Origin of the sequence: Microbacterium sp. PMB16 (assembly GCF_051294855.1) — a bacterium.
Lineage (GTDB): Bacteria > Actinomycetota > Actinomycetes > Actinomycetales > Microbacteriaceae > Microbacterium.
Genome location: NZ_CP145908.1, coordinates 3,915,933 through 3,932,656, shown reverse-complemented (window position 1 = coordinate 3,932,656; position 16,724 = coordinate 3,915,933). Strand labels below are relative to the sequence as shown.

The following is a 16,724-nucleotide window of genomic DNA, read 5'->3' as shown; positions in this document are numbered from 1 at the left end:
GATCAGCCGCGCGGGTCGAGCACCTCGGCGAGCTGCGCGAGCACCCTGTCGGCGGCATCCGATTCTCTCGTCTCGATCACGACCGCGTCTCCCGGGGCGATCGCGAGGTCCATCACCGCGAGGACGCTGCTCAGGTCGACACTGGTGCCGTCGGCCGTGCGGAGCGTGATGGGCGACCCGTGCGACTGCGCGAGGCGCACGAGTTCGGCCACCGGACGCGCGTGCACGCCGTTGTGCGCGCTGACCACCACCCGTCGGACCGGCACGATCAGGAACGCTCGTCCAGCAGCGCCCGGACACCGGCTTCGAGTTCGGCGACGGCCGTCCGCGCACCCTCGGCGGATTCGGCGCGGGCATCGATGTAGACCTTGAGCTTCGGCTCGGTGCCGCTGGGGCGCACGATGACACGGGAGCCGTCGCTCAGTCGATAGCGCAGCACGTCGCCCGACGGTTGCCCGGGGGCACCGTGCAGCAGATCCTCGGCGGAGGTGATCGCGCGTCCGGCGATCTGCGTCGGAGGCAGGGTGCGGAGCGCCAGCATGACGTTCCCGATGACGGCGAGGTCGTCGACGCGCACCGACACCTGGCCGCTGGCGAAGTAGCCGTAGGTCTCGCCGAGTTCCGCCAGCAGATCGGCGAGCGTGGCGCCGCGGTCATGTGCCTCGGCGGCGAGACCGAGGATGGCGATCGCGGCGGAGATGCCGTCCTTGTCGCGGACGGTCTCGGGGTTGACCAGGTAGCCGAGGGCCTCCTCGAAGCCGAAGACCAGGCCCGGGGCGCGGGAGATCCATTTGAACCCCGTCAGAGTCTCGTGGAAGGCCAGTCCGTGATGCGCGGCGACGGCACCGAGCCCCGGTGACGACACCAGTGAGCACGCGAGCGATGCGCCGGGCGTTCCAGCGGCTGCTCTCGCCGCCCTCGCACCCAGCAGGAGCCCGACCTCGTTGCCGGTCAGGCGACGCCATCCGTCTTCAGCGGACTCGTCGGGGATCGCGAGAGCCAGGCGGTCGGCGTCGGGGTCGTTGGCCAGGATGAAGTCGGCTTTCGCGCGACGCGCGGTGGCGAAGGACAGGTCCATCGCTCCCGGCTCCTCGGGATTCGGGAACGAGACCGTGCGGAATGTGGCGTCGGGCTTCAGCTGCTCGTCGACGACGACGGGCTGCGGGTAACCGGCCGTCGTGAGGATGCTCGAGAGCGTCTCCCAGCCCACCCCGTGCATCGCCGTGTAGACCCAGCGCAGCGCGGAGGCGCCTGCCGGGGCCGGCGCCACGGCAGCGGTCGCCGTCACGTAGGCCGTGACGATGTCCTCGCCGGCGGTCTCGTAGTCGGTCGAACGGGGGAGCGCAGACACATCGGCGGTGTCGGCGATGCGCTGGATGTGCGCGGCGATCTCGGCATCCGCCGGCGCGACGATCTGCGATCCGTGGTCGGCCCCGCCGAGGTACACCTTGTAGCCGTTGTCGTTGGGCGGGTTGTGGCTCGCGGTCACCATCACCCCGGCATCCGCACCCAGCTGCCGCACGGCGAAGGCGAGGACGGGCGTCGGCAGCAGACGGGGGAGCAGGATGGCCCGCAGCCCGGCGCCGGCGAACAGCTCGGCCGAGTCGGTCGCGAACACGCGGGAGTTACGGCGACCGTCGTAGCCGATCACGACCGTGGGCACGCCGCCCTGCGACTTCTCCCGGAGGTACGCCGCGAACCCGGCGGCCGCCTGGGAGACCAGCACGCGGTTCATCCGGTTGCTTCCGGCGCCGAGTTCGCCGCGCAGGCCGGCCGTGCCGAAGGCGAGGCGCGTCCGGAACCGGTCGTCGAGGTCGGCGCTCGCCGCCTCGTCGCCCCCGGCGGCGCGAGTGATGAGCCCGGCGAGCTCGTCGCGGGTCTCGTGATCGGGGTCCTGCCGAAGCCAGGCGCGGGCCGTCGCGAGCAGTTCTCCCGTCGCACGCTCGTCGCTCACAGGGCCTCGACCACCTTGGCCAGGAGCGCGGAGATCACAGGCTCCGCCTCGCGGCCGGCCTCGATCACCTCGGCGTGGCTGAGCGGCGTCGTCTGGATGCCGGCGGCGAGGTTCGTGATGAGCGAGAAGCCGAGGATCTCCATGCCCGCCTCGCGCGCCGCGATGGCCTCGAGGGCGGTGGACATGCCGACGATGTGGCCGCCGATGTGCTTCGCCATCTGCACCTCCGCCGGGGTCTCGTAGTGCGGGCCGCGGAACTGCGTGTACACGCCCTCGTCGAGGGTCGGGTCGATCGAACGGGCGACGTCGCGCAGACGCTTCGCGTACAGATCGGTCAGGTCGATGAAGGTCGCTCCCTCGAGCGGCGAGTCCGCGGTCAGGTTGATGTGGTCGCTGATCAAGACCGGCTGCCCGGGCTTCCAGGTCTCGCGGATGCCGCCGGCGCCGTTCGTGAGCACCATGATCTTGGCTCCGGTGGCAGCAGCGGTGCGGACGCTGTGCACGACGCGGCGCACGCCGTGATCCTCGTAGTAGTGCGTGCGCGCACCGATCACGAGCACGTTCTTCCCGCCGGGCGTGCGGATGCTGCGGAGGGTGCCGACGTGCCCCTCCAGGGCGGGCTTCGAGAATCCGGTCACCTCGGTGGCGGGGATGGTCGCGACGGTCTCACCGATGATGTCGGCGGCCTTGCCCCAGCCGCTGCCGAGGGTGAGGGCGATGTCGTGGTGCTCGACGCCGGTCAGGCGCGCGATGTCGGCGGCGGCCTGTTCTGCGACCTCGAATGGGTTCGCTGTCGGGTCGTCGAGAGGGTTGCTGTGGATTTCGGGCATGGATCCACTCTAGGAAGGTGCAGGCCGCGGTGCCAGGATTGCGGAAGAATGGGTTCCATGACTTCCACCCCTTTCGAGCGCACTCAGCGCGTCGCCGTCCTCGGCGGCGGACCCGGCGGATACGAGGCGGCCCTTGCGGCCGCCCAGCTCGGAGCCGAGGTGACGCTGATCGAGCGGGTCGGGGTCGGAGGAGCCGCCGTTCTGACAGACGTCGTGCCCTCGAAGAGCCTGATCGCGACGGCCGATGCCGCTGTCGCGATCTCGGAGGCGAGTGACCTCGGAGTGAACTTCTACGCCAAGGGCGACAACGGCAAGCCTCTCAAGCCGGAGATCGCGATCAACCTCGCCGCGGTGAACAAGCGCCTCGTCGCGCTCGCCGGTCAGCAGTCCGAGGACATGCGCGCCACGCTGCTCGACGCGGGGGTGCGCATCCTGTCCGGCCACGGCCGCCTGGAGGGCGCCACGGCGATCATCGTCTCCACCGGGCAGGACGGCACCGACTTCGACCGGGTGGAGGCCGACACGATCATCGTGGCCGTCGGGGCCTCACCGCGCGAGCTCGATTCCGCGAAGCCGGACGGCAAGCGCATCCTCACCTGGACGCAGCTGTACGACATGAAGGCGCTCCCCGAGCACCTCATCGTGGTCGGATCGGGCGTCACCGGCGCCGAGTTCGCCTCCGCCTACATGAACCTGGGCGCGAAGGTCACGCTCATCTCCAGCCGCGACCAGGTGCTCCCCGGCGAGGACAAGGATGCCGCTCACGTCCTGGAGAAGGTCTTCAAGCGCGGCGGCATGACCGTGCTCTCCAAGTCGCGTGCCGACAAGGTGCAGGCCACGAAGGAGGGCGTCACGGTCACCCTGTCCGACGGTCGCACCGTCGAGGGCAGTCACTGCCTGATGGCCGTCGGCTCCATCCCCAACACCGCGGGGATCGGACTCGAGGAGGCCGGCGTCGAGCTCAACGAGTCGGGCCATGTGCGGGTGAACAAGGTCGCGCGCACCTCCGTGCCGAACATCTACGCGGTCGGCGACTGCACGAACTTCTTCCCCCTCGCGTCCGTCGCCTCCATGCAGGGACGCACCGCGGTGTTCCATGCCCTGGGCGACATCGTGATCCCGCTCGAACTGATCAAGATCACCTCCAACATCTTCACCGCGCCCGAGATCGCCACGGTCGGCTACTCCGAGAAGGATGTCGAGGACGGCATCGCGGACGGCCTGGTCTACAAGCTGCCCCTCGCCGCCAACCCGCGCGCGAAGATGATGGGCATCAAGGACGGCTTCGTGAAGATCATCGCGCGCAAGGGCTCGGGAACGGTGATCGGCGGCGTGATCGTGGCACCGAAGGCCTCCGAGCTCATCTACCCGATCGCGGTCGCCGTCGAGCGGCGGCTCACGGTGGATCAGGTCTCGCGCGTCTTCGCGGCGTACCCGTCGCTGTCGAGCAGCATCACCGATGCCAGCCGCGCGATGCACCTGGGCTACATCTCCTGACGCCGACGAGAAAGGGCGCCCCACCATGGTGGGGCGCCCTTTCTCGTATCCGTTGGTCAGCTGATCGTGAGCAGCTGGTGGCCTGCGGACACCGTCGTGCCGGCGGACGCGTTGATGTTGCCGACGACGCCGTCCTTGTGCGCCTGCAGCGGCTGCTCCATCTTCATCGCCTCGAGCACGACGACGAGATCGCCCTTGACGACCTGCTGGCCTTCCTCGACAGCGATCTTGACGACCGTCGCCTGCATGGGCGACTTCACCGCATCACCGGATGCACCGGCGTTGGCGACGGTGGCGTGACTGCGGCGCGACGGCGGAACAGCGGCAGGACGACCGGCGGTACCGGCCGCGACCGCCACCCGATCGGGGAGGCTCACCTCGAGGCGCTTGCCGGAGACCTCGACGACCACGGTGTGGCGCGAGCCGCCCTCGGACGGCGACTCGAGCTCGCCGTCCCAGGCGGGGATGTCGTTCTCGAACTCGGTCTCGATCCAGCGCGTGAAGATGCCGAACTCGCCGTTCTCGGCCGTGAACGCGGGATCGCGCACCACCTTGCGATGGAAGGGGAGGACGGTGGGCAGCCCCGCCACCTCGAACTCGTCGAGGGCGCGACGCGAGCGCTCCAGCGCCTCTGCACGGTCCTTGCCGGTGACGATGATCTTGGCCAGCAGCGAATCGAACGCGCCGGAGACCGAATCTCCGGCGGTCACGCCCGAGTCGAGACGGATGCCGGGACCGCCGAAGGTCTTGAACACGTGGATGGGGCCGGGCTGGGGGAGGAACCCACGGCCCGGGTCCTCGCCGTTGATGCGGAACTCGATCGAGTGTCCCTGCGGCGTCGGGTCGTCGTAGTCGATGGTGCCGCCGGCGGCGATGCGGAACTGCTCGCGCACCAGGTCGATGCCGGTGACTTCTTCGGACACCGGGTGCTCGACCTGCAGGCGGGTGTTCACCTCGAGGAAGGAGACGGTGCCGTCGGCGCCGATCAGGAACTCGCACGTTCCGGCACCGACATAGCCGACCTCCTTGAGGATGGCCTTGGATGCCGAGTAGAGAAGATCGTTCTGCTCGGTGGTGAGGAATGGCGCAGGCGCCTCTTCGACGAGCTTCTGGTGGCGGCGCTGCAGCGAGCAGTCGCGCGTGGAGATCACGACGACGTTTCCGGCGGCATCCGCCAGGCACTGGGTCTCGACGTGCCGCGGCTTGTCGAGGTACTTCTCGACGAAGCACTCGCCGCGACCGAAGGCGGCGACCGCCTCGCGGGTGGCCGACTCGAACATCTCGGCGACCTCGTCGAGTTCGCGAGCGACCTTGAGGCCGCGGCCGCCACCGCCGTACGCGGCCTTGATGGCGATCGGGAGCCCGAACTCCTGCGCGAACGCGACGACCTCGTCGGCCGTCTCGACCGGGCCGGGCGTGCCCGGTGCCAGCGGTGCGCCGACCTTCTCCGCCACGTGACGCGCGGTCACCTTGTCACCGAGGGCTTCGATCGCCTCGGGTGACGGACCGATCCAGGTCATCCCTGCGCCGATGATGGCGCGCGCGAACTCGGCGTTCTCCGCCAGGAAGCCGTAGCCGGGGTGTACGGCATCGGCGCCGGCGCGGCGGGCGATGGAGAGGATCTTCTCGATCTGCAGGTAGGTCTCGGCGCTGGTCGACCCGCCGAGCGCGAACGCCTCGTCGGCGAGCCGCGTGTGCAGCGCATCGCGGTCCTGGTCGGCGTAGACGGCGACGGAGGCGATCCCGGAGTCCCGGGCGGCACGGATGATGCGGACGGCGATCTCGCCGCGGTTGGCGATGAGCACCTTGGCGATAGCAGGCATGGTTGCCAGCCTAGCGAGAACGCCCCCGTTCTCTTTGACGACCCTCCACAAGAAAGAGGCGGAAACGTCGACGGGACTCTACGACCAGAGATCGGTCCATCGCACGCCGAGCTCGCCGGCAAGTCGGCGAACGGTCGACAGGGACATGCCGACGACGGTGGAGGGATCGCCATCCACGCGGGTGATGAACGCCCCGCCGAGGCTGTCGACGGTGAAGGCGCCGGCCACGTGCAGCGGCTCCCCGGATGCGACGTACGCGGCGATCTCCGCATCGTCGATGTCGTCGGCGAACGATACGGATGCCGCGGCGACCGCCGTCGCCTCGACCGGGGCGACGCCCGGCGAGACCCGGAACACCGAGTGCCCGGAGTGCAGGATGCCGGTCGCGCCGCGCATCTCGTGCCAGCGGCGAGTCGCCTCCTCGGGCGTGTACGGCTTGCCGTAGACGCGGCCTCCGAGCGCGAACATCGAGTCTCCGCCGATGACCAGGCCGTCGAACTCGCCGTCTTCGGCCAGCCTCCGCGCGACATCGGCCGCCTTGGCCCGCGCCAGCAGCAGGACCAGCTCTCCCGGCAGGAGTTCCGCCCCCCGTTCCGCGGCGGCCGCGGCGGCGACCGCGTCTTCATCGACGTCGGGCGACATCGTGAGCGGCTCGATGCCGGCCTGCCGCAGCAGCATCAGTCGGGCGGGAGAGGTGGAGGCGAGGCAGACGCGCATGTGCACCACCGTATCCTCGAAGGATGACTTCTTCCCCAGCCGACGTGCTCGAGCTCGACATCACCGGCATCGCACACGGGGGCACGTTCATCGCCCGCCACGAAGGCCGGGTGGTGTTCGTGTCGGATGCCATCCCCGGCGAACGCGTCCGCGCACGCCTGATCGACCCTTCGACCGGTTCAGGAAAGCAGCCGGCGCCCGGACCCGCCGACACCCGCAGCTTCTGGCGAGCCGAGACCGTGGAGGTGCTCGAGGCGTCGCCGCATCGGAGTCCGCACATCTGGTCCGAGGCGGACGTGTCGCGCGATCCGGCCGATCGCCCCGGCGGCGCTGACCTCGGTCACATCGAGCTGACGCACCAGCGCACCCTGAAGCGACAGGTCCTCACCGAAGCGCTCGACCGTTTCGCCGGCCCCGGACTCGAGGCTCCCGAGATCGAGGCCGTCGAGTCGGGGGACGGCACCGGCTGGCGCACGCGAGTGACGCTGCATGTCGATGACCAGGGCCGCATCGGACCCTACGCGGCGCGCAGCCACCGGGTCGTCCCGGTGGCATCGCATCCGCTTGCGCGCCACGCCGTCGCCGATGCCGCCCTCGGGTTGCGCGGCGGCGGGGCGGGACGGATCGAACTCATCGAACCCGCCGACGGCGAGGTCCGGGTGATCCGCCACGAGGACGGCGTGCGTCCGGCGCAGCGCGGCGGGCGGCGTGAGGAGCCCGAGGTCGTCTACGAGCAGGTCGGAGACCGCCGATTCCAGGTCGACGTCGGCGGCTTCTGGCAGGTGCATCCGCGCGCGGCATCCGTGCTGGATGCCGCGGTGTACGGCGTGCTCGACGGTCATGTCGAGCCCGACTCCACCCACTACGACCTCTACGGTGGCGTGGGGCTGTTCGCGGCGACGCTGGCAGACCTCGGCGGCACCGACATCGTCACCGTCGAGTCGAACAAGCGGGCGACTCAGCATGCCGCCGCGAACCTCTCGCCCCTCGATGTGACGGCCGTCACGGCGCGCGTCGACCGCTTCCTGCAGGGCGCCTCCGGTCGCACCGGCACCGGGGCGATCGTGTTGGACCCGCCGCGTGCGGGTGCCGGCAGGGCCGTCGTGGAAGCCGTGCATGCGCTTTCCCCCGAGGCGATCGCCTACGTCGCCTGCGACCCGGTCGCGCTGGCCCGAGACCTCGGAACATTCCGCAGTCTGGGCTGGAACGTCGGGACGCTCCGAGGCTTCGATCTGTTCCCGCATTCGCACCACTTCGAGGTCGTGGCGCTGCTCACCCGGTAGGCCAGGGGTCGGCGGCTGCGACGGACTCACTAGGCTGGACGGATGAGCACGGTCGCACTCATCGACGATCACGAGTCCGTTCGCCTGGGCCTCGAGGCCGCCTGCGCGCGCGACTCGCAGTCCGTCGTCTTCTCCGGCAGCACCGTCGGTTCGTACCTCGAATGGCGGTCCGCGACCAGCGCTGCACCCGCCGATGTCGTCGTTCTCGACCTCACCTTGGGCGACGGAACCACCGTGACCGAGAACGTCAGATCGCTCGTCGGAGATGGCGCGTGCGTGGTGATCCACAGCGTCGCCGACCGTCCGGCGGCGGTGCGAGAAGCTCTCTCCGCAGGCGCGGCCGGAGTGGTCAGCAAGTCCTCCGCCCTCGATGACGTCCTCGACGCGATCCGCACTGTGGCGCAGGGCGATGCGTTGAACAACGTCGAGTGGGCCAGCGCCGTCGACGGAGACCGCGCTTTCGCCGACGCGCAGCTCTCGTCGCGAGAGCGCGAGGTGCTGCGGCTCTACGCGGCCGGTCTGCCGCTGAAGGCGGTCGCCGAGCGACTCGGGGTGGCGTATTCCACCGCGAAGGAGAACATCACCCGCATCCGGGTCAAATACGTCGAGGTCGGCCGTCCCGCGCCGACCAAGGTCGACCTCCTCCGCAGGGCCATGGAGGACGGGATCGTCGCGACAGACGGGGCGGCGAGTGCCGGTTGACCCGCTCAGCATCCGCGATGCGTGGAGCAAGATCCCCTCTCCCGGCACGGCGGAGACGGAGTTCGAGCGCTTCACCGGAAAGCGCATGGAGCGGATCCTCGCGATCGTCGTGGCGATCGGCTCCGCCGCGCTCGGCGCACAAGCTCTGATCGCGGCCGTCGGCGCCACCTCGTGGGACGACGTCGCGCACATCGGGACCGTCGTCGTGGTGTTCGCACCGCTCGCCGCCATGCTGCTGGCCTGTCTCATCGGACGAGGCGTCCGGGTGGCCTGCGGGATCTTCGCCGTCACCTATGTGATCGCGCTCGCCGCCTGGCCGATCGTCGTCGATCCGACTGACAAGGGCGCCGACGCCCAACCATGGATCTTCTTCCTCGTGAACGTCGGGGTCGTCGCCGCCATGCTCGCCTTCCCTGTGCGGATCCAGTTCGCCTGGGCTTTCGGGATGCCTTTCGTCTACGGCTACGTGCGGCTGGTGCAGGGCGGTTTCTCTCGCGAGTTCTGGGTGACGACCGCGTTCGACGTGTCGTTCACCCTCATCCTCGGTGTCGTCATCGTCTCGCTCGGCTGGATGTTCCGCTCCGTCGCCGCCGGCGTGGATGAGGCGAGAGGGCAGGCGGTCTCGTCGTATGCCTCTGCTGCCGCCGCCGCAGCGGCCGAGGAGGAGCGCGTGGCGATGTCCGCCCTGATGCACGACAGCGTGCTGGCGGCGCTGATCGCCGGAGAGCGTGCCGACGGCGATCGCGCCCGCGAGCTCGCCGTCACCATGGCCCGCGAGGCGCTCACCCGTCTCGCGAACACCGAGGCGCCCGCCGTCCAGGAGGGCAGCGACGAGCCGGTCGGCACCACGCAGATCGTCGCGGAACTGCGTCGCTCGCTGTCCGAGGTCGGCGCCGACGCGATCGTCGAGGAGCGCGGCGGGCTCGGCCTCATCCCGGGCAGGGCGGCGCGTGCGCTCGTTCTGGCAGCCAGGCAGGCGATCGGCAACGCGGTGACCCATGCGCACGGGCGAGGAATGCACATCGTGGTCGAGGGTCACGGCGACGAAGGCATCCGCGTGACCGTCTCCGACGCCGGGCCGGGATTCGACGTCGCGACGATCGGCGAAGATCGTCTGGGTATTCGGGCGTCGATCTTCGCTCGGATGGCGGGCGTGGCCGGCACCGCCCAGATCGATTCCGACGAGAACGGCACGACGGTCACGCTGGGGTGGGCGCGCTGATGAATCGCACCGTACGCAGTGTCGCCACGTCCCTCGCGGTGGGTTTCGCCATGTACTTCGCCGCGCGCGGCGTGTGGTGGATCGAGCAGCCGACCGCCCCGCTGCTGATGGTCCTGGCGATCGGGCTGTACCTCGTCGTCATCAACGTGGCGATCCTGGGGGACTCCGCTTCGCTGCGGATGCCGATGTGGACGGCCCTGCTCGCACTCGTGACGAGCGCGCTGATCCCCGTGCTGGTCACCCTCTCCCTCGACGCGGCAGACCGCACCGAGCCGTTCGCCACCTGGTACATCGGCGGACTCGGACTGCTCGCGGTCGTCTGCGTCGTCCGGCGGCGGTCGTTGATCGGCTGGCTGACCCTGGCGCTGCTCGTCGTGACGGCGGCGGCCTACCTCGGCATCGGGGTGGCGCTGAACCTCGGACTCGTCGGGTCGATCATGTGGGTCGTCATCGCGCAGCTGCTGGTGATGTTCTGGGATCGGGCGGTGCGCGACACCGAGCGGTTGGCGGAGATCCAGCAGGCGGTCTCCGCCTGGCACGCCACCCAGCTGGTGCGCCAGCGCGAGCGGCGGCTGCGTACCCAGTTCGCGTTGGCGGTGGCCGGTCCCGTGCTGAGTCGCGTCGTCGCGTCGCGCGGTGTGCTCGACGAGCAGGAACGACTGGAGGCTCGGCTCGCGGAAGGACGCCTCCGCGACGAGCTTCGCGGGGCCGACCTGCTCAACGACGCGGTGCGCGATGCGATCGAGGCCGCACGGCGACGCGGAGTGATCGTCACCGTGTTCGACGAAGGCGGACTCGACGGTGTGGACGAGGAACGTCGGGTGGAGATCCGTGATGAGCTCGCTGTCACGTTGACCAGCGCCGAGACGGGGCGGCTCATCATCCGCTCGGCGAAGGATCCCCAGGTCGCGGTGACCGTGGTCGGGCGAGCAGGATCGCGCTCATCCGGCGACGACGATTCCGTCGAGCTATGGCACGAGATCCCGCGCGAGGGACCCAGCGCCTGAAAGTGAGAGTGGGCGAGGGGTGGCGGCTGAGCCGCCTACCCCTCGCCATGCGGACAGTTACCCGAAAACCGTCCGCTGGTGGCCGATCAGCGTCTGTCTACCCTGGACAGAGAGACCAGCCGAACGCGAAGCGTCTCCCTTAGTCTGATCGATCGATCAAGTCTTGTCTGTAGGTATTTTGGGGGACACGGATCCGGACGCGATGAGGGAGTATTGGACCATGGGAATGCGCCGCGGTACCAATCTCCCGCGTATGGGCGACTTCAATCAGTCTGTGATCCTCGAGGCCATCCGGCGCTCGGGGGAGGGCCTCAGCAGGATCGAACTCGTCGACGCGACGGGCCTGTCTGCGCAGACGGTCACCAACATCACACGACGGCTCCTCGACGACTCCCTCATCCGCGAGGCCGGTCGCACGATCAACGGTCCGGGAAAGCCCCGCGTCACACTGCGTCTGATCTCGGAGAGCCGCTTCTCGATCGGTGTCCACCTCGACCCCGCCGTCATGACGTTCGTGCTGCTCGATCTCGCGGGGGCGGTCGTCCGCCGGATGACCGTGCGCACTCCGACGAAGGACCCGCGCCGCATCGTCGAGGCGATGGTGAAGACGATCGATGCGCTGATCGGCTCCGCCGGCGTGGATCGCTCGCGGATCGCAGGAATCGGTGTGGCCGCTCCGGGCCCGCTCGATCCGGAGAAGGGCACGGTGATCGACCCTCCGAAGCTGCTCGGGTGGCACCGGGTGCCCCTTCGCGCGGTTCTCGCGGAGGCGACGGGGTTCGCTGTGACGCTCGAGAAGGACACGACGGCTGCGGCTGTCGGTGAACTCTGGACGCGTCTCGGGCCGTCGGATGACTCCTTCGTGTTCATCTATCTCGGCACGGGAATCGGCGCGGCCCTCGCGAGGGACGGCGAAGCCGTGCACGGCAGCACGCGGAACCTCGGCGAGGTCGGGCACATCGTGGTCGATCCCGACGGCCCTTCCTGCGTGTGCGGCTCCCGCGGGTGCGTCGAGGTCGTCTGCACGCCGCAGGCGATCGTCGAGCAGGCGGAGCGCGCCGGTGTGTTCCCGGATGACCGCGAGGTGAGCGACGTCGAGGCGGTCGAGGTGCGCTTCACCCAGCTGTGCGAGCGTGCTGCCGCCGGTGACGAGCCGGCGATCCGGGTGCTGCGGCAGGCAGCCGAGCACATGGCCGTGCTCACCGCCGTGCTGACGAACATGCTCGACGTGGATCGCGTGGTGTTCGGCGGACCCTTCTGGTCCCGTCTCGCCGAGGTGTATCTGAAGGAGATCCCGGATCGGCTCGATCGCCTCAGCGCGACGCGCGCGGTCCGTGCGCTCCCGGTCGACGGCACCGTGGTCGGCGACGACGTCGGGGCGGTCGGTGCGGCGTGCGTGGTGCTGGACTCGGTGCTGAGCCCGCGGACGGCCGACCTGTTGCTGGAAGGCTGATCGCGGCTGCGGTCAGCCTCAGCCGGAGAAGCGTCCCCAGGGGATGTCGCGTCGCAGCGGCCTGCGAAGCGGACGCTGCGTCCGAGACCAGGCCGACACGGTGGGCTCGTCAGCGACGGCTTCCGCCGCCTCCGAGGCGTACGCGTCGCTGATCACGGCGATCAGAGCGGCGAGTTCTTCCTCGGTCGCCGTTCCGCGCGCGATCTCCAGCGTCACCGGCAACTCTTCGGGACGCTCGGAAGACGTGTTCTGCTCGGTCACAGCGGGATGTTCCCGTGCTTCTTCGGGGGCAGCTCTGCCCGCTTGCCGCGAAGGGCGCGCAGTGCCTTGGCGATCGAGACGCGGGTGTTGGCCGGTTCGATGATGCCGTCGAGCTCGCCGCGCTCGGCGGCGAGGAAAGGCGATGCCACGTCGTACGTGTACTCGTTGGCGAGGCGGGTACGCACGGCGGCGACGTCTTCCCCGGCCTCCTCGGCCTTCTTGATCTCGCCGCGGTAGAGGATGTTGACCGCGCCCTGACCACCCATCACGGCGATCTCGGCGGTCGGCCACGCGAGGTTGACGTCAGCGCCGAGCTGCTTGGAGCCCATCACGATGTACGCGCCGCCGTAGGCCTTGCGGAGGATGACCGTCACCAGAGGCACGGTGGCCTCGGCGTAGGCGTAGAGCAGCTTGGCACCGCGACGGATGACGCCCTCCCACTCCTGGTCGGTGCCGGGCAGGTAGCCGGGCACATCGACGAGGGTGACGATCGGGATCGAGAAGGCGTCGCAGAAGCGCACGAACCGGCTGGCCTTCTCGCCGGCCTGGATGTTCAGCGTGCCCGCCATCTGCGACGGCTGGTTCGCGATGATGCCGACGGTGCGGCCCTCGACACGACCGAAGCCGATCACGATGTTCGGGGCGAACAGCGGCTGGACCTCGAGGAAGTCGCCCTGATCGACGACATGCTCGATCACCGTCTTGATGTCGTACGGCTGGTTGGCGGAGTCCGGGACGATCGTGTTCAGGCTGCGATCGGCATCCGTCGTCTCGAACTCGAACGTGGTCTCGTACGTCGGCAGCTCCGCCATGTTGTTGTCGGGGAGGAACCCGAGGAGCGTGCGCGCATAGTCGATCGCGTCGTCCTCGTCCTCCGCGAGGTAGTGCGCGACGCCGGACCGCGTGTTGTGGGTGTACGCGCCGCCGAGCTCTTCCATGCCGACGTCCTCGCCGGTGACGGTCTTGATGACGTCGGGGCCGGTCACGAACATCTGGCTCGTCTTGTCGACCATGATGACGAAGTCCGTCAGGGCGGGGGAGTACACGGCCCCACCCGCTGCCGGGCCCATGATGATCGAGATCTGCGGGATGACCCCGGAGGCTCGTGTGTTGAGGCGGAAGATCTCGCCGTACTTGCCGAGCGCGACGACGCCCTCCTGGATGCGCGCGCCGCCCGAGTCGAGGATACCGATGCACGGCATCCCGCCGGCCAGTGCGAACTCCATGATCTTGATGATCTTCTCGCCGGCCACTTCGCCGAGCGAGCCGCCGAAGGTCGAGAAGTCCTGCGAGTAGACGGCGACCGTGCGGCCGTGGATGGTGCCGACGCCGGTGACGACCGAGTCGCCGTAGGGGCGGGAGCGATCCATGCCGAACGCGGTGGTGCGGTGGCGGACATACTCATCGAACTCGACGAAGCTGCCGGGGTCGACGAGGAGCTCGATGCGCTCGCGGGCGGTCATCTTGCCCTTGGCGTGCTGCTTCTGCTTCGCCTTCTCCTCGGCGTCGACGACGGCCTCGGTGTAGCGAGCGCGCAGATCCGCGATCTTGCCGGCGGTGGTATAGAGGTCGGGCTTGTCCGTCACGGATTCCACCCTAGCGTCGGCTCGGCGGTGACCGTTGGATGCTCGGCACAACGGGTCGTCGGATCCTTTGAACCTTTTCCGACGTTGTCTCGTCTCATTTCATGACCGGACTCTCCGAGCCCGGCGATCAGAGACAGGAGCAGAACCATGAAACGACAGATCGCCGTCACCCTTTCCACCCTCTCGCTGGCGGCAGGTGCCGCCCTGCTCGGCGCCGTGCCCGCTCAGGCCGCCGACGGCTGTGACGCCGGGGCCGTCTGCTACGTGCTGGACGGCACGATCCGAGCAGAGGTCGCTCCGCGGGTGAACCCGGGCGTGCAGTTCGATCAGATCATCAACAACTCGTCGTCCGACGTGCGGGTCAACTGGTACGGCTGGGGTGAGAGCAACATGTTCGAGGGGTACATCGAGGGCAAGGCGGGATCGGATCTGGTCCGCGCCGGGTCGCAGATCGATCTCGGCAGCACCACCGCATCGGGGGTCTCCAGCATCCAGATCGTTCGCTGAAACGACGGCTCGCCGGGGCGGTGGCGCTGACGCGCCGCCCCGGCTTCCGCGGCGTCTACCGGGTCGAATCCTCTGGCGCCGCGCCGAGGCCGGAGAGATCGTGGCCGCCGGACTGTGCTGAAGCGTCGCCCGGTTCGCCTGTCTCCAGCGCATCGTGGTGGCTGCCGCGGCGGACGGTGAGGTCGCCCACCTTCCGGCCCGCCCATCCCACGCCGCGCGCTGCCGTGCCCGCCGCGCCCGCGACGGCGCTGCCCGCGAAGCGCGCGCCGCGCAGCATCCGAAGTTCCAGCTTCTCCGCACCCGCGACCGGTTCGAGTTCGAGCGGCAAGTCGATGGGAGCCACACCGAAGGCCCTGTGCGACGTCGTCAGGACGCGTCGTCCGAGAATATGGTTGCCGGCCCCGCCGACCACAGCGCCGACGCCGAACGGCAGCGCCTTGCCGATGACCGACGCTCCGCCCTTCGCCGCGAACTGCTTGACGAACATGGTCTTGAGACGGTCGACGAGGGGCCCGACGGCCGCGCGGGGAAGCGACTTCGTCACCAGCTCGCCCCAGTACGACGAGCGGCTGCCACCACGCCCCGCCGCCTGGCCTGCGAGCTGCCCGACCAGATCGACGCCCTCCTTGCCGAGCATCAGCGTCATCACCAGCGCCCGAGCTCGGTCGGGGTTCGCGATCGCGATCCCGTGCACTTCCGCGACTGACTGCGCGAAGAGGGCCGTCGACTCGACGAAGCCGACGGTCTCCACGCCCGACAGCGCCAGGGTGACGCCCGTGCCGATGCCGGGGACGACGGCCGTCGCTCCGACGGCCGCGCCGCCGGTGGTCACGGCCGCCAGATAGCGCCGCTCCAGGATCTTGATGATCTCGGCAGGGGAGGCCTGCGGGTGGCGGAGACGGATGCTGCGGATATGCGCGAGCACCAACGGGCGCTGGATCGAGAGCACGCGGTCGAGTCCGCGCACCATCATCGGGTGCTCGGCAGATCCTGCCGGCGGCACCCCCTTGTCCCAGGGAGAATCGTCGGGCATCGAGTGGATCTTGTGCACCTTGGGCTCCATGCCCCGATCCTACGAAGTCAGCCCGCGAAAACGCCGAAAGCCCGGTTCCTGTCAGGGAACCGGGCTTTCGAAGCGTGCGCTCAGACGAAGAGGTTCGCCCGCTCGAGGTCTTCTGCGAAGTCGATCTCGACCGCGTACAGGTCGGAGACGTCCATCGGCTCGAGGAGGAGGCCGTCTTCGGCGATCGCGAGCTCGAGGCCGCGCTCGAAGTAGTCCTGATCCTCCACGCGCTGCAGTTGACGCATGAACGCCTTCTTGTTCGCGGAGGAGATGTAGTTGATCCCTACGGCCTCGCCGAGGCCGCCCTTCACCGTCTTGGACAGCTGGTCGATGAAGCCCTCCGCCGTGACGGTGTACTTCACCTCTTCGTCGCTGACCTTGGAGGTGTTGACGGTGACGAACGACTGGTCGCGCTCGATGTACTCGAGGGCGCGGCCGAGGATCATCGGGTCGAAGACGACGTCGCCGTTCATCCAGAGGACTCCGCTACGGCCCGTGGCGCTCAGTGCGCGCAGCAGGCTCTTCGACGTGTTGGTCTCGTCGTAGCGCTCGTTGTGGACGTAGTTGACGGTCGGGAAGGCCTCGATGATCGTCTCGGCGCGATAGCCCACCACCGTGGTGATGCGCGCGTCGGATCCGAAGGCGGCCCGGATGTTGTCGTGCTGCTGGCGCATGATGGTGCGCCCATCGGCCAGCTCGGTGAGCGGCTTGGGCAGCGCGCGGCCGAGGCGTGAGCCCATGCCTGCTGCGAGAATGACGGTTTGAAGAGTCACGAGTGCTCCTAAAGGAAGTTGTGTTCACGGTCGGTTAACCGACCAG

Annotated in this window: 16 protein-coding genes; 7 read left to right on the top strand and 9 right to left on the bottom strand. The window is 69.1% G+C overall.

What is annotated here, in order from left to right; translation table 11 throughout:
* Positions 1-2: 2 nt before the first annotated feature.
* Genes V5D55_RS18920 through V5D55_RS18910 form a run of 3 tightly spaced genes read right to left on the bottom strand, consistent with a single transcriptional unit; the run spans position 3 to position 2,784 of the window.
* The gene (locus V5D55_RS18920) at positions 3-266 is read right to left on the bottom strand and encodes an HPr family phosphocarrier protein (protein WP_435746073.1); all 264 of its coding nucleotides are present in this window, start codon (positions 264-266) and stop codon (positions 3-5) included.
* Between the two features lie 2 nt (positions 267-268).
* Positions 269-1,954: a phospho-sugar mutase gene (locus V5D55_RS18915; RefSeq protein WP_435746071.1), complete on the bottom strand. Its 1,686-nt coding sequence runs from the start codon at positions 1,952-1,954 to the stop codon at positions 269-271.
* Positions 1,951-2,784 carry a purine-nucleoside phosphorylase gene (locus V5D55_RS18910; protein WP_435746069.1) on the bottom strand — a complete coding sequence of 278 codons (834 nt, stop codon included), beginning with the start codon at positions 2,782-2,784 and terminating at the stop codon, positions 1,951-1,953. The genes V5D55_RS18915 and V5D55_RS18910 overlap by 4 nt, the downstream gene beginning before the upstream one ends.
* 48 nt (positions 2,785-2,832) lie before the next feature.
* Between V5D55_RS18910 and V5D55_RS18905 the strand changes: the two genes are divergently transcribed.
* Positions 2,833-4,281 carry an NAD(P)H-quinone dehydrogenase gene (locus tag V5D55_RS18905; RefSeq protein ID WP_435746067.1) on the top strand — a complete coding sequence of 483 codons (1,449 nt, stop codon included), beginning with the start codon at positions 2,833-2,835 and terminating at the stop codon, positions 4,279-4,281.
* Between the two features lie 56 nt (positions 4,282-4,337).
* On the opposite strand, the gene V5D55_RS18900 is transcribed toward V5D55_RS18905, so the two are convergent.
* Entirely contained in the window at positions 4,338-6,104 is a 1,767-nt protein-coding gene (locus tag V5D55_RS18900) for an acetyl/propionyl/methylcrotonyl-CoA carboxylase subunit alpha (protein WP_435746065.1), read from the bottom strand.
* A gap of 78 nt (positions 6,105-6,182) precedes the next feature.
* Positions 6,183-6,821 (bottom strand): Maf family protein, encoded by a 639-nt coding sequence (locus V5D55_RS18895; RefSeq protein WP_435749346.1) that lies wholly within the window; start codon positions 6,819-6,821, stop codon positions 6,183-6,185.
* A gap of 23 nt (positions 6,822-6,844) precedes the next feature.
* Here V5D55_RS18895 and V5D55_RS18890 point away from each other — a divergent pair, with 23 nt between their 5' ends.
* The 5 genes from V5D55_RS18890 (at position 6,845) to V5D55_RS18870 (ending at position 12,488) form a co-directional block, all read left to right on the top strand.
* Positions 6,845-8,104, top strand: a complete 1,260-nt coding sequence (locus V5D55_RS18890) for a class I SAM-dependent RNA methyltransferase (RefSeq protein WP_435746063.1) — start codon at positions 6,845-6,847, stop codon at positions 8,102-8,104.
* Between the two features lie 42 nt (positions 8,105-8,146).
* Positions 8,147-8,806: a response regulator gene (locus V5D55_RS18885; protein ID WP_435746061.1), complete on the top strand. Its 660-nt coding sequence runs from the start codon at positions 8,147-8,149 to the stop codon at positions 8,804-8,806.
* Positions 8,796-10,028, top strand: a complete 1,233-nt coding sequence (locus tag V5D55_RS18880; protein WP_435746059.1) for an ATP-binding protein — start codon at positions 8,796-8,798, stop codon at positions 10,026-10,028. Before V5D55_RS18885 ends, V5D55_RS18880 begins: the two co-directional genes overlap by 11 nt.
* The gene (locus tag V5D55_RS18875; RefSeq protein WP_435746057.1) at positions 10,028-11,035 is read left to right on the top strand and encodes a hypothetical protein; all 1,008 of its coding nucleotides are present in this window, start codon (positions 10,028-10,030) and stop codon (positions 11,033-11,035) included. The genes V5D55_RS18880 and V5D55_RS18875 overlap by 1 nt, the downstream gene beginning before the upstream one ends.
* Positions 11,036-11,288: 253 nt before the next feature.
* Positions 11,289-12,488, top strand: coding sequence for an ROK family transcriptional regulator (locus tag V5D55_RS18870; protein ID WP_435749345.1), 1,200 nt, complete (start codon positions 11,289-11,291; stop codon positions 12,486-12,488).
* 18 nt (positions 12,489-12,506) lie between these two features.
* Here the strand turns inward: V5D55_RS18870 and V5D55_RS18865 are convergent, their stop codons facing one another.
* Entirely contained in the window at positions 12,507-12,749 is a 243-nt protein-coding gene (locus V5D55_RS18865) for an acyl-CoA carboxylase subunit epsilon (protein ID WP_435746056.1), read from the bottom strand.
* Positions 12,746-14,335: an acyl-CoA carboxylase subunit beta gene (locus V5D55_RS18860; protein ID WP_435746054.1), complete on the bottom strand. Its 1,590-nt coding sequence runs from the start codon at positions 14,333-14,335 to the stop codon at positions 12,746-12,748. The genes V5D55_RS18865 and V5D55_RS18860 overlap by 4 nt, the downstream gene beginning before the upstream one ends.
* A 147-nt stretch (positions 14,336-14,482) precedes the next feature.
* Here V5D55_RS18860 and V5D55_RS18855 point away from each other — a divergent pair, with 147 nt between their 5' ends.
* Positions 14,483-14,842, top strand: coding sequence for a hypothetical protein (locus tag V5D55_RS18855; RefSeq protein ID WP_435746051.1), 360 nt, complete (start codon positions 14,483-14,485; stop codon positions 14,840-14,842).
* A 55-nt stretch (positions 14,843-14,897) separates the two neighbouring features.
* Here V5D55_RS18855 and V5D55_RS18850 read toward each other — a convergent pair whose 3' ends face one another.
* Both V5D55_RS18850 and V5D55_RS18845 read right to left on the bottom strand, forming a co-directional pair.
* Positions 14,898-15,905 carry a hypothetical protein gene (locus V5D55_RS18850; protein ID WP_435746049.1) on the bottom strand — a complete coding sequence of 336 codons (1,008 nt, stop codon included), beginning with the start codon at positions 15,903-15,905 and terminating at the stop codon, positions 14,898-14,900.
* 80 nt (positions 15,906-15,985) lie between these two features.
* Positions 15,986-16,678, bottom strand: coding sequence for an NTP transferase domain-containing protein (locus tag V5D55_RS18845; RefSeq protein ID WP_435746047.1), 693 nt, complete (start codon positions 16,676-16,678; stop codon positions 15,986-15,988).
* Between the last annotated feature and the right edge of the window lie 46 nt (positions 16,679-16,724).

Coding starts and splice junctions, on each gene's coding strand:
- V5D55_RS18910 (WP_435746069.1), bottom strand. CDS start 2,784: ATGCCCGAAATCCACAGCAACCCTCTCGACGACCCGACAGCGAACCCA.
- V5D55_RS18905 (WP_435746067.1), top strand. CDS start 2,833: ATGGGTTCCATGACTTCCACCCCTTTCGAGCGCACTCAGCGCGTCGCC.
- V5D55_RS18900 (WP_435746065.1), bottom strand. CDS start 6,104: ATGCCTGCTATCGCCAAGGTGCTCATCGCCAACCGCGGCGAGATCGCC.
- V5D55_RS18895 (WP_435749346.1), bottom strand. CDS start 6,821: ATGCGCGTCTGCCTCGCCTCCACCTCTCCCGCCCGACTGATGCTGCTG.
- V5D55_RS18890 (WP_435746063.1), top strand. CDS start 6,845: ATGACTTCTTCCCCAGCCGACGTGCTCGAGCTCGACATCACCGGCATC.
- V5D55_RS18885 (WP_435746061.1), top strand. CDS start 8,147: ATGAGCACGGTCGCACTCATCGACGATCACGAGTCCGTTCGCCTGGGC.
- V5D55_RS18875 (WP_435746057.1), top strand. CDS start 10,028: ATGAATCGCACCGTACGCAGTGTCGCCACGTCCCTCGCGGTGGGTTTC.
- V5D55_RS18870 (WP_435749345.1), top strand. CDS start 11,289: ATGGGCGACTTCAATCAGTCTGTGATCCTCGAGGCCATCCGGCGCTCG.
- V5D55_RS18855 (WP_435746051.1), top strand. CDS start 14,483: ATGAAACGACAGATCGCCGTCACCCTTTCCACCCTCTCGCTGGCGGCA.
- V5D55_RS18850 (WP_435746049.1), bottom strand. CDS start 15,905: ATGGAGCCCAAGGTGCACAAGATCCACTCGATGCCCGACGATTCTCCC.